Origin of the sequence: Paraburkholderia sp. LEh10 (assembly GCF_017814945.1) — a bacterium.
Lineage (GTDB): Bacteria > Pseudomonadota > Gammaproteobacteria > Burkholderiales > Burkholderiaceae > Paraburkholderia.
Genome location: NZ_JAGIPX010000001.1, coordinates 275,326 through 287,210 on the forward strand (window position 1 = coordinate 275,326; position 11,885 = coordinate 287,210).

Sequence of the window (11,885 nt, forward strand, 5' to 3'; positions counted from 1 at the left end):
GCCCTCATGTTGACGAAAGCAATGAGCGACGCCATCCGTTTTCGCCGCGAGAGCGCGCATATGCACATGCGCCTGTCCGTCGCCGCGCTGTCAGCATGCCTTGCTGCACTCAATGCCCGCGCCGCGCCACAACAAAGCGCCCTCGAGCCGGCGGGCATACAGGCTGCACGCATCCTCGACTTGTGGAACCTGACGTTGTTTGTCTGCGGGGTCGTGTTCGCGGCGGTGCTGCTCGCCACGCTCATCGCGCTAGTGCGCGCGCAACGCAGCGATGCAGCGACAGCGCCCGAGCCCACACCCGACGAGCGTATCGAAACGCGCACACGGCGCGGGGTGATCGCGGCTTCATCGATATCGGTCGTGCTGCTGGTAGGCCTCGTCGTCGCCGACGTGCTGACCGACCGCGCGTTGTCGAAGCTGCCCGTCGCGAATCCCGTGCGGATCGAGTTGACGGGTCAGCAGTGGTGGTGGCAGGCGGTCTATCCGTCCGACAGCGGACAGCCCGGCTTCACGACGGCCAACGAACTGCATGTCCCTGCCGGGCGGCCTGTCGTCGTCGCGTTGAAGGCGGGCGACGTCATCCATACCTTCTGGGTGCCCAATCTGCACGGCAAGAAGGACATGCTGCCGGGCATCCAGTCGACCATCGAGTTTCGCGCCGACAAGCCCGGCGTATATCGCGGACAGTGTGCCGAGTATTGCGGCGCCGAGCATGCGTTGATGGCGATGCTCGTCGTGGCCGACTCGCCCGAACAGTACAGCGCATGGCGCACGCATCAGGCGAGTGCCGCCGAACCGTCAGCCGACGCACTCCCGCAGCGCGGTTGGCAGGTCTTCGAGCGCTCGACTTGCGCGGGATGCCACACGGTGCGCGGCACGTCCGCGCAGGGGACGCTCGGACCGGACCTCACGCATCTGATGAGCCGTCAGACCATCGCAGCAGGCATGTTCGCGAATACGCAAGCCAATCTGCAGCAATGGGTCCGCGATCCGAATGCGCTGAAGCCGGGCACGACGATGCCTGCCGTCCCGCTCGCGGCCGACGATCTGCGAGCGGTCGTCGCGTGGTTGGGGACGTTGCAATGAGCACGACTGGATCGCGCATCGTGACCGATCAGAACCTCGATCTGAAGGATGGTCCCGACTCGCCGCAAGACACGCTCGATGCGCTGGCGCAAACCTGGCGCGATCCGCCCGGACTGCTCGGGATGCTGTCGGCCGTCAATCACAAGACCATCGCGCGCCGCTTCATCGTCACCACATTCGTGTTTTTTCTGCTCGCAGGATTGCTCGCACTCGCGATGCGCTCACAACTCGCGCGGCCGGACAACCGTCTGATTTCGCCTGACCTCTATGACCAGCTGTTCACGACGCACGGCTCGGCCATGATGTTCCTGTTCGCGGTGCCCGTGATGCAAGCTGTGGCCGCGTGGCTCGTGCCACTGATGGTCGGCGCGCGCAGCATCGCGTTTCCACGGATGAACGCGTACGCGTACTGGGTCTTCCTGTTCGGCGGCGTGTTGCTGTTCGGCGCGCTCGCGGTCGGCGCGGGACCGCGTGCCGGATGGTTCAGCTACGTTCCCCTCGCGGGCCCCGACTATTCGACGGGAAAGGGCTCGGACATCTGGGCGCAGATGATCACGTTCACCGAGCTGTCGGGATTGCTCGAAGCCGTCGTGCTGATCGCGACAATCCTCAAGATGCGCGCGCCGGGCATGTCGCTCAACCGTATGCCGCTGTTCGTGTGGGCGACGCTCGTCACGCAGTTCATGGTGCTGTTCGCGATGCCCGCCGTGATGCTCGCGAGCACGGCGCTGATTCTCGACCGGCTGATCGGCACGCAGTTCTACAACCCGGCGCTCGGCGGCGATGTGCTGTTGTGGCAGCATCTGTTCTGGTTCTTCGGTCACCCCGAGGTGTACCTGATCTTCATCCCGGCGCTCGGCTTCATGTCGTCGATCATCGCGACATTCTCGCGACGTCCCGTATTCGGTTATCCGGCGATGGTGCTGTCGTTGATCGCCACCGCCTTTCTCGCATTCGGGCTGTGGGTGCATCACATGTTCGCGACATCGGTGCCCGCACTCGGCAAGAGCTTCTTTACGGCGGCGAGCGTGATGATCGCCGTTCCTTCGGGCGTGCAGATCTATTGCTGGCTCGCCACGCTGCTGACGGGGCGGCTCAACCTGAAAGTGCCGCTTTATTTTGTGCTGGCGTTTTTCTTCAACCTCGTGCTGGGCGGCATGACGGGCGTGATGCTGGGTTCCGTGCCGCTCGATCTGCAGGTCCACGACACGTACTTCGTGGTTGCGCATCTGCATTACGTGCTGATCGGCGGGGCGGTGTTTCCGCTGTTTGGCGCGATCTATTACTGGTTTCCCAAGGTGATGGGCCGCATGCTCGATGAGCGGCTCGGCCGGTGGCACTTCTGGCTGTTTTTCATCGGCTTCAATGTGACGTTCTTCCCGATGCACCTGCTCGGCTTGCACGGGATGCCGCGCAGGGTATGGACCTATCCGCACGGGATGGGATGGGACACGATGAATCTCGGCGCGACCATCGGCGCATACATGATGGCCGCGAGTATCGCGATCTTTCTGTACAACGTGGTGCGCAACGCGCGGCATGGACGGCTCGCCGGCGCGGACCCGTGGGGCGGCGGATCGCTCGAATGGAGCGTGCCGAGCCCGCCGCCGCCGCACAATTTCGATGCACTGCCCGTCGTGCATGCGCAGGAGCCGCTGTGGTCGGCGCGCCGGGAGCCACGATTCGTCTCCGGACTGGCGGTGACGGCGCGCGAGGTGCTGACGACGTCCGCACTCGACGCGATACCCGACACGCGCCCGCTGTTTCCGTCGCCGTCGATCTGGCCGTTCATCAGCGCCATCGCGACGACAGTCTTTTTCATCGGCTCGATCTACACGCCGTCGGCTGTATGGTGGGGCACGGTGCCCGTGGCGATCGCGATGATCGTCTGGTTCTGGCCGACGCGGCGCGAGAATGCGGTTGCGCGCGCGCTCGAACGTTGGCCTGATGAGGCTGGGCGCGCGCAAAAGACTCAGGAGAATCCTGTCCCTGTTGCACCTGCGCGTAGTCGATCGTCGGACGCGCAGCCGTCGACGCTCGATGTGCGTGCATTGCCCAGCTTCGGCTTTGGCGCGCGAAGTCTGATGTGGTGGGCAACCGCAGCGCTGATGCTGATCGAAGGGACGGTGTTTGCGCTCGCGGTCGCCGTCTACTTCTATCTGCGCACGGTCAACGCGTCATGGCCGATGCATGCACCGCCGCCGTCGCTGCTGTGGGGTTCGCTCAATACCGTCGTGCTGATACTGAGTATGGTCCCCAACGAGCTCGCGAGACGTGCTGCCAACAAAGGCAATCGTGAACTCGCACGCGTGTGGCTCGCGGTATGCGTCGGCTTCGCGCTGATCTTCCTCGTGCTGCGCGGCTTCGAATTCACCGCGCTCAACGTGATGTGGTACGCGAACGCCTATGGGTCGATCGTGTGGACGTTGCTCGCCTTGCACACGACGCACCTGATAACGGACACCGTCGATACCGCCGTGCTCGCCGTGCTGCTGTTCACGGGACCCTACGAAGGCAAGCGGCTCGTCGATACGAGCGAGAACGCGTTCTACTGGTACTTCGTCGTATTGAGCTGGCTGCCGATCTATCTGGTGATCTATTTCGCGCCTCGGATGTCGCTATGAACCCGTCTTTTGTGTCGTGGGCCGGACTACTTGCGGCGCCGCTTGTCGTCCTCGGCGCGCAGAGTCTCAACTATGCGCTGGTGCATGTCGCGTGTGCTCAGCGCAACACTGTCGCGCTCGGTATCGTCAGTGCTATCGCGTTCGTGTTTTCGGTCGCGGCTGCGTGGCTCGCTTATCGACGCTGGCGGCACGTGTTGCAGTCCAACGACGCCGGTGCGTCGGCGAACGGCGGTCCCGCCGCCCGCGCCGCGTTCTTTCCGCTGATGGCGATGCAGGTGGCCGCGCTCTCGGCGCTCATCCAGTTGATGATGTGGTTCCCGCAATGGTTGCTGTCGCCCTGTCTATGAAACGCGCGGTCCATGCCCGTCTTCGCGTGACGCTCATATTTGCGCTGACGCTCGCGCCGGGCGTTGCCTGCGCGCATGGGCTCATTGCGTCTGGAAAGACGATGTCGTCGTTTGGATGGGCTTACGAGCCGTGGGTCGTCGCGTTGATGGCGCTCAGCATGGCCGCCTATGCAACAGGCTATCTGCGCTTGCGTAATCGCGCGTCGCCACGATCCCGCAGCACGCGCGTGCGAGCGACTCATCTGCTGGCTTTCGTCGGCGGCTGGGTCGCGCTTGCACTTGCGCTGTTCTCGCCGCTCGACACGCTGAGCGCAGCGCTCTTCTCCGCGCACATGGTGCAGCACGAATCGATGATGCTGATTGCCGCGCCGCTGCTCGTCACGGGCCGCCCGCTCGGTGTATGGATGTGGGCGTTGCCGCAGGGCGTGCGTTCGGGTGTCGGCCGGTGCGTCAGGGCGAACGCGTTTTCGTACTGCTGGCGAGGAGTGACAGCGCCGTTGACGGCCTGGCTGCTGCATGCCGCCGCGCTATGGGGATGGCACATGCCGGCGATGTTCCAGGCGGCGCTGCTGCATCCGTGGGTTCACTCGCTGCAGCACGCGAGCTTTCTGCTGACGGCGCTGCTCTTCTGGTGGACGGTCGCGGGCGAGGGCGCACGTCGGCAGACAGACGGTCACGCGATGCTGTCGCTCTTCACGACGATGGTGCATACGGGCGCGCTCGGTGCGCTGATCACGCTGGCGCCCGGTCTCTGGTATCCGCTGTATGTCGAACCTTGCAGCGCGCTGGGCGTCGATCCGCTTAATGACCAGCAGTTGGGCGGACTCATCATGTGGGTGCCGGCGGCCGCTGCGTATCTGATCGGTGGGCTCGCGATTGCCGCGCGCTGGCTGACGCATCGCAGTGCGCCCGCGCTGGCGACAGGGCAGGCGGCCATCGTGCCGCGGGACGGCTCGCCATGAAGCGCGCGCCGGTTCTTCTGCTGGCGGCTTGCGTTGTCGGCGCATGGGCGATTGCATTCGCGACCGCATCGCAAGATGAGAATGCTCGCTCGGCTTCATCATCGAAGATCGCCACCGATCGCGCGACGCTTCAGCGCGGCGAATACGTGGCGAAGGCGGGCGACTGCGCGGGCTGCCATACGGCTGTCAAAGGCAAGCCCTACGCAGGCGGGCTTGGTCTAGGCTCGCCGTTCGGCACGATCATGTCGAGCAACATCACTCCCGACACGCAATACGGCATCGGCCAATACACGTATGAAGAGTTCGCCCGCGCGCTTCGCGACGGTGTAGCGCGAGGCGGCAAACGGCTTTATCCGGCGATGCCGTACGCGTCGTTTGCGAAGGTGACCGACGACGACATGCGCGCGCTTTACGCCTACATGATGCAAGGCGTCGCGCCCGTCGCCCAGCCGACGCCGCCTTCGGACGTCGCCTTCCCGTTCAATCAGCGCTGGACGCTGCGCTTCTGGCAACTTGCCTTCGCGCCGACAGGCGTATACATACCGCGCGCCGAGCGAGACGCGCAATGGAATCGCGGCGCGTATCTGGTGCAATCGCTGGGACACTGCGGCGCGTGTCATACGCCGCGTGGCTCTGGCTTCCAGGAGCGCGGCTATGACGAGTCGGAAAAGACGTTTCTCACGGGCGGCGTCAACGATCACTGGTTCGCGCCGAACCTGACAGGCGACAACGGATCCGGGCTGGGCAGAATGAGCGAAGCCGACGTTGCGTCGTTCCTCAGGACGGGCCACGCCGGGGGCGCGATCGCCTACGGCAGCATGGTCGAACAGATCGAGGACAGCTCGCAATATCTGTCGGCCGCCGATGCGCAGGCGATCGCGCACTATCTGAAGTCGTTGCCGGCGCAGAATCCGTCCGGCACCTACACGCCACACGCCGATCCTGCGCGTTCGCCCGCCAACGGCAATCGCGTGCCCGATGACTTGTCGCTCGGGTTCAACGTGTACCGCGGATTCTGCGCGAGTTGCCATCGCGATGACGGGACGGGCGTGCCCAACGCATTTCCTTCGTTGGCGGGCAATCCTTCCGTGCTCACGGAAGATACAACGTCGCTAATACGGCTGCTCGTGGAAGGCGGCAACAGTCCGGCGACGCTCACGGGGCCGCCGCGCCAGTCGATGCCCGGATTTGCCGCGACGCTCGCCGACGTTCAGTTGGCCCAGGTGCTGACCTATATACGGAGCGCGTGGGGTAACAATGCGCAGCCGATTACGGCCAACGATGTCAGTTCGCTGAGGAGCAAGCTGCACAAGTAGCGATTTCTACGCGACGGCATTTACGAATCGCGCGAGGAAAGTGCGCGTGCTCCCGTCGCGAAACAAGGCCATCGGTTCCGCCGTTGCAAACGATACCTGCCCCCGTTGCCGTACTTTCGCGCGCGCACCGACTGGCCGCGCGCGAAACCGCGTTGCGCATCGAGCGTCTTGCGCGGGATCAGCATGCGGCCCTGCGCTGTCGCGGGCCTTTTCAGGGGTTCAAGTTCGGCATACGGGTTGCTGCATTCATCGCGTCAGCATCAGACGACGATGGAGGAAAATCGTGTCCACCAGACCCTATGCGCGGTATCGCGGTTGCAGCATCGAGGTCCACGTCACGCCAGCAAAGTCGCGAGGCATGGGCGGCATATCCCGGCGTTATCGTGTGTCGTGGACCGTCTCTTCGCCTGATATTCCACATCGGCACCTCGCAAGTTTTCCGGAGCAGTTCGATTTTCTGACGGAGCAGGAGGCCTTCAAGTACGGAGAGGCCCGGGCTCATACGTTCATCGATTCCATCATGTTGACCCCATCGAAGAAGCGGAGGGCGGGCGACAGTTCCGAGCAGACAGACGAAGCACCCGTGGTCTAGCTTTGTGCGCCGTATCGCCGTCGTCTGAAGACGCAGCGACTGCACCGTCGATGGCAGGGACGTCTGTACGCTCGTGGATCACGTGGATCGCGATCAGCGACAACATCAGATTGCCGTCGGATATCGGCAAGGCCGTCGCACGCATCGAGACGATCCAGGTCATACGCGACGGCGTGTGTGCTCGCGACAATCGAGTCGAAGCCCAGGAACGCCACATGCGGGCTCCCGCTGTGCGAACTCATCAAGGGAGACTCTTCATGGCCACATCCGGCGCAAAAAATCCGTCCATCCGCAAATTCATTGACGTGCAAAAGGCGCTCAAGGGCGCTTCCTATCCGGCTTCGAAAGATGAACTGTTGAAGGTTGCGAAGCAAAACGGCGCCGACGAGGATGCGATGGAAGCGTTGACGGCAATGGCCGACGACGAATATGAAAATCCTGCTCAGGTCTCGAAGGCGGTAGGCAACGAAGGTTGAGGCCCACGTCGTCTTGCGTCCGTATGGCCGGAAAACAAGGATGTCACACGAAAAGGCAGTCGGGCATCGCATCATTGCGTTGTGCCTCGACGCCGATATCCGGCGGCCATACAACTGCGTTGCAACACCCGTAAATTCCGGAGGACAATCATGACCGACGTTAAGCGGCCAGCGCCGCCGTTTCCACCACAGCAGCAGGACAACGTTCCGGGGCGCACCGCACCGTTGCAGCCGCAGCCCGACCACGGAGAAGACAGCTATGCAGGCAGTGGAAGGCTTGAGGGCAAAGTCGCCATCATCACAGGCGGCGACAGCGGCATCGGTCGGGCGGTGGCGATTGCATTCGCGCGCGAGGGCGCCGATGTTCTGGTCGCCTATCTCGACGAAGACGAAGATGCTGAAGAGACGAAACGGTGGATCGAAAAAGCAGGCCGGCGCGCAGTGCTGCTGCGCGGCGACATCACGGAGCCGGGCCATTGTGACCGGATCGTCGAGACGGCCCTGAAGGAATTGGGAAAAGTGGATATCGTCGTCAACAATGCCGCCTATCAGATGACGCACGACTCGCTCGACGATATCAGCGACGAAGAATGGGACCGCACTTTCGATACGAACATCGGCGCCATGTTCAGGATTACGCGCGCCGCTGTCCGGCATATGAAGGAAGGCGCTTCGATCATCAACACCACCTCGATCAATGCGGACAAGCCCAACCCCGCGCTGCTCGCGTACGCGACGACGAAAGGCGCGATCCAGAATTTTACGGCTGGCCTTGCGCAGTTGCTCGCCGAAAAGGGCATCCGTGTAAACTGCGTTGCGCCGGGGCCGATCTGGACACCGCTGATCCCGTCGACGATGCCCAAAGACAAGGTCGAGAATTTCGGCAAGCAGGTTCCGATGAAGCGACCAGGGCAGCCTGCCGAACTAGCGCCCGCGTACGTCATGCTTGCCTCTGACGAGGCGAGCTACATCTCGGGCGCAACGATCGCAGTGACGGGCGGGGCACCCATTCTTTAATTGATTGCGCGGCACGCCCGGGCCGCGATTGTTCGTGGCCGTTCGGTGGAACAACGGATGCTGGTTCATTAACGCGATCGTCCGGGAGTTAAGTCATGCGCATCGCGCAGGTTGCGACGCTTTATGAACGCGTGCCGCCCGTGGCATACGGCGGGACCGAGCGCGTTGTGTCGTGGCTGACGGAGGAGCTGGTCGCGCGCGGTCACACGGTCACACTGTTTGCCAGTGGCGACTCGATCACGCAGGCGGACCTCGTATCGGTATACCCGCGCGCGTTACGCGAAATCGAAGACAAGGCCGATCCGCTGGCGTTCCACGTCGCGATGCTCGAACAGGTGGTGCGCCGCTCTGACGAATTCGACATTGTCCATTTTCATACCGACTATACGAGCTTTCCGTTTGGCAGGCGTTTGCGGTGCCCTCAACTGACGACGCTGCACTGGCGGCTCGACGTCCCTGGACTTGAGACGATGTACCGTGAATTCGGCGACATGCCGGTGGTCTCTATTTCAGATGCGCAGCGCGCGCCGTTGCCCGATCTTGCGTGGCAAGGCACGATTTACCATGGCCTGCCGAGCCGGCTGCTCACGTTCCATCCGGTGCCGTCGGACTACCTTGCGTTCGTCGGACGTATCGCGGCGACGAAGGGGCCGGATGTCGCCATCGAGATCGCACGGCGCGCGAACATGCGCATCGAGATCGCCGCGAAAATCGATAATGCAGATCGCGCATATTACGAACGCGATATTGCCCCGCTGATGAAAGAGCCGCAGGTCTGCTATCGCGGCGAACTGGACGACCAGCACAAGAACGATTTTGTCGGGCAAGCACGCGCGCTGCTGTTTCCGATCGACTGGCCGGAGCCCTTCGGGCTCGTGCTGGTTGAAGCGCTGGCGTGCGGCACGCCCGTGATCGCGTTCGGGCGCGGCTCCGTGCCTGAAATCATTGACCACGGCGCGACGGGCTTCATTGTGAGAACGATCGATGAGGCCGTTGAAGCAGTGAAGAAGCTCGACGGGATCGATCGGGCACGCTGCCGCGCCGAATTCGAAAAGCGCTTCACGGTCGGACGTATGACCGACGAGTATTTGACGGCTTACGCAAAACTGATCGATGACGCGCAGCACTCTGTCCGGACACGCGCGCCGACGTAGCTATCGAAAGCGCGGCCGTGCGGGTCTGCCGCCTAAGATCGCGGCAAAAGGGGAACAGCAACGCAAGGGCCCCAACAAGAATCCCGATTTCCCGGCCACATCGGGATCGTGAGGAACGATGGTTGCTGCTGCTTCTGGGTGGCCGTAGCGCAGACCGCGCGCCGCTGCTATTTCCCCAATCCATATTTTACGGAGCCAATGATGGACAACCAGGCAAACATGGAACCCGCTGCCGGATCGGCGGCCGTCAACGCGGCCTCTGACGCGATTGAATTGCTCAAAAGCGATCACCGCAGCGTCGAAAAGCTGTTCGATGCATTCGACAAAGCAGGCGTCGACGATCTCGACGCACGAGGCACACTCGCGCAGCGCGCATGCGAGGAACTTACGGTGCATGCGATCATCGAGGAAGAAATCCTGTATCCAGCGGCCCACAAGGCACTTGAAAAGACGAACGAACTCGATGTGGACGAAGCCTATGTCGAGCACTACCTGGTGAAGACGTTGATCGAAAAGTTCGATTCACTCAAGCCTGGCGACCAGGGTTTCGATGCGACGTTTAGCGTAATGTCGGAACTCGTGCGCCATCACGTCGAAGAAGAAGAATCGGAGCTGTTTCCGGAATTGCGCAAGAGCGGTGTCGACCTCGCTGCGCTAGGCCAACAGATAGCCACGCGCAAGGCAGAACTCATGAAGAAGCTGGAAGCAGCGGGCAGCAAGCTCGTCGGTGACAGGTCGCTCTCGTTCGGCCGAGTTGCGTGAGTTGCATGGCCTCAGCGCGCGGTTGTGACCGCGCGCGTTGCACTTTGGCACGGCAGCATCATGCATGCGGTACCCGTGCGTCGTGGTTGGTTCGAAGGCCTCGTAATAGATCACGTCAGGTGATGGGCTGCCTGGGGTATGTCGGCGACCGGGATTGCCGAACGGCACCGTCACTGAAACGCAATAACCATTTCATTCCTCGCTGACTTCCGGCTTCAAGATCGAGTTGACCACCGATGGCGCCAAGCATGTGGCGGACTGTTCGCAAGCCCGTGCTTTCTTCAAGCATGGATTTGCCGAGTCCCCGCCCGTTGTCTTCGACGCAAACGACGCACTCATGCTGCGCGAAGCGATTCAAGGATACGGTGATTTGCCCACCCGCGTCCGCGAACGCGTGTTCGACCGAATTCGCGACAAGCTCGTTCACAACGGTTCCGACGGTGGTGCAAGTCTCAATGTCGACCACAATACCGAACTGCAGGTCGATTCTTAATGAAATGCTGCGATCTTTGAGGTCATAGAGATCGTCGAAATTTGCGGCCATCGTGCCCAGATAGCGTCCGAGATCGGTAAATTCAGACTGTTCGCTCAATCCGAGCAGATGGTCGTATATCGATGCCATCGCGAACAAACGGCGCTCTATTGCCCGAAGACTTTTGCGGTCGTCGTTGTCGTTGGCTTTGAATACGCTTCGCTGGACCATCGCAATGATGAGCTGAAAATTGTTCCTGATCCGGTGCTGCTGTTCCCGCAGAAGCAGTGCCTTCGCGTCCCGCTCAGCTGCCAAAGCGGCCCGAGCCTGGGTCTGTTCGATGTTTTCTGCTAATGCGCCGGCAACGGATGCCAGGAACGAGATGTGGAGCGCGCCAACCGCCGTTACCTGGTGAAAGTCGACTTCAAGGACGCCATAGGGCCCATCGTGGTTGATCAGAGGAAGATTAACCGACGTGACCACGTGATTGTCCTTAAAGACTTTCGGCAGCAGTTCTGGCGGTCGTTTGCGAACGTCGGAATCCACGACGGGGGCAGCCGCCTTCAATGCTTCCCCTGGCGGGTTGCCCGACACGGCCCTGCCTGCACGTTGACCAAGTACGTCGATGGCAAGCCCGTACTGACTTTTGATGATCAACGAATCGTCGGATGAGTCCAGTTCGAGAACTTTCGCCATGGGCGCGGAGCAGCCGTGTGCGGCCGTGAGCGTTGCGTCGTCGAGAAGCTTTTGCAACGGCGGATTCCCCTGCGCGGCCTCGATCATCCGGGCAAACAGTCGCCGTTGACGTAACACTTCGCTTAGCAAAACCGTATCGGCGTCGTCAGCAACGATGTGATTCATTGATGCTGCCAACGTCGCAATTTGCGCCGAAGTCATTTTCTTCTCCGTGCGGAAGGGTGGCGATGATAAGCGTTGGAACGCAAGCGCTATACCTTTTCCGCGATTTCGCGCGCACTTGTGGACGTTCAGCACTGCGGCGATGCTGGTCGTGTTTCAGGCACCGCTAATGCTGTGTTTGACCTGTCCAGAGCCTTTTTTGCTGGTACGAGAACGAAA

General features: G+C 61.9%; 11 protein-coding genes. 10 read left to right on the top strand and 1 reads right to left on the bottom strand.

What is annotated here, in order from left to right:
- Positions 1-21 precede the first annotated feature (21 nt).
- From coxB to J8I87_RS01350, 10 genes are all read left to right on the top strand, one after another.
- Positions 22-1,086 (top strand): cytochrome c oxidase subunit II, encoded by a 1,065-nt coding sequence (gene coxB, locus J8I87_RS01305; protein ID WP_209929618.1) that lies wholly within the window; start codon positions 22-24, stop codon positions 1,084-1,086.
- A complete protein-coding gene (gene ctaD, locus J8I87_RS01310) occupies positions 1,083-3,710 on the top strand; it encodes a cytochrome c oxidase subunit I (RefSeq protein ID WP_209929619.1) in 2,628 nt (875 codons plus the stop codon). The genes coxB and ctaD overlap by 4 nt, the downstream gene beginning before the upstream one ends.
- Positions 3,707-4,057 carry a hypothetical protein gene (locus J8I87_RS01315; RefSeq protein WP_209929620.1) on the top strand — a complete coding sequence of 117 codons (351 nt, stop codon included), beginning with the start codon at positions 3,707-3,709 and terminating at the stop codon, positions 4,055-4,057. Before ctaD ends, J8I87_RS01315 begins: the two co-directional genes overlap by 4 nt.
- Positions 4,054-5,019 (top strand): cytochrome c oxidase assembly protein, encoded by a 966-nt coding sequence (locus J8I87_RS01320; protein WP_209929621.1) that lies wholly within the window; start codon positions 4,054-4,056, stop codon positions 5,017-5,019. The genes J8I87_RS01315 and J8I87_RS01320 overlap by 4 nt, the downstream gene beginning before the upstream one ends.
- Positions 5,016-6,335, top strand: a complete 1,320-nt coding sequence (locus J8I87_RS01325) for a c-type cytochrome (protein ID WP_209929622.1) — start codon at positions 5,016-5,018, stop codon at positions 6,333-6,335. Before J8I87_RS01320 ends, J8I87_RS01325 begins: the two co-directional genes overlap by 4 nt.
- 283 nt (positions 6,336-6,618) lie before the next feature.
- Positions 6,619-6,927, top strand: coding sequence for a hypothetical protein (locus tag J8I87_RS01330; RefSeq protein ID WP_209929623.1), 309 nt, complete (start codon positions 6,619-6,621; stop codon positions 6,925-6,927).
- A gap of 257 nt (positions 6,928-7,184) precedes the next feature.
- Positions 7,185-7,403: a DUF2795 domain-containing protein gene (locus tag J8I87_RS01335; protein ID WP_209929624.1), complete on the top strand. Its 219-nt coding sequence runs from the start codon at positions 7,185-7,187 to the stop codon at positions 7,401-7,403.
- 150 nt (positions 7,404-7,553) lie between these two features.
- Positions 7,554-8,420: an SDR family oxidoreductase gene (locus J8I87_RS01340; protein WP_209929625.1), complete on the top strand. Its 867-nt coding sequence runs from the start codon at positions 7,554-7,556 to the stop codon at positions 8,418-8,420.
- Positions 8,421-8,515: 95 nt separating this feature from the next.
- The gene (locus J8I87_RS01345; RefSeq protein WP_209929626.1) at positions 8,516-9,574 is read left to right on the top strand and encodes a glycosyltransferase family 4 protein; all 1,059 of its coding nucleotides are present in this window, start codon (positions 8,516-8,518) and stop codon (positions 9,572-9,574) included.
- 201 nt (positions 9,575-9,775) lie between these two features.
- Positions 9,776-10,336, top strand: a complete 561-nt coding sequence (locus J8I87_RS01350) for a hemerythrin domain-containing protein (protein WP_245253634.1) — start codon at positions 9,776-9,778, stop codon at positions 10,334-10,336.
- A gap of 115 nt (positions 10,337-10,451) precedes the next feature.
- Here J8I87_RS01350 and J8I87_RS01355 read toward each other — a convergent pair whose 3' ends face one another.
- On the bottom strand, positions 10,452-11,705 hold the full coding sequence (locus J8I87_RS01355; RefSeq protein ID WP_209929628.1) for a sensor histidine kinase: 1,254 nt from the start codon (positions 11,703-11,705) through the stop codon (positions 10,452-10,454).
- Between the last annotated feature and the right edge of the window lie 180 nt (positions 11,706-11,885).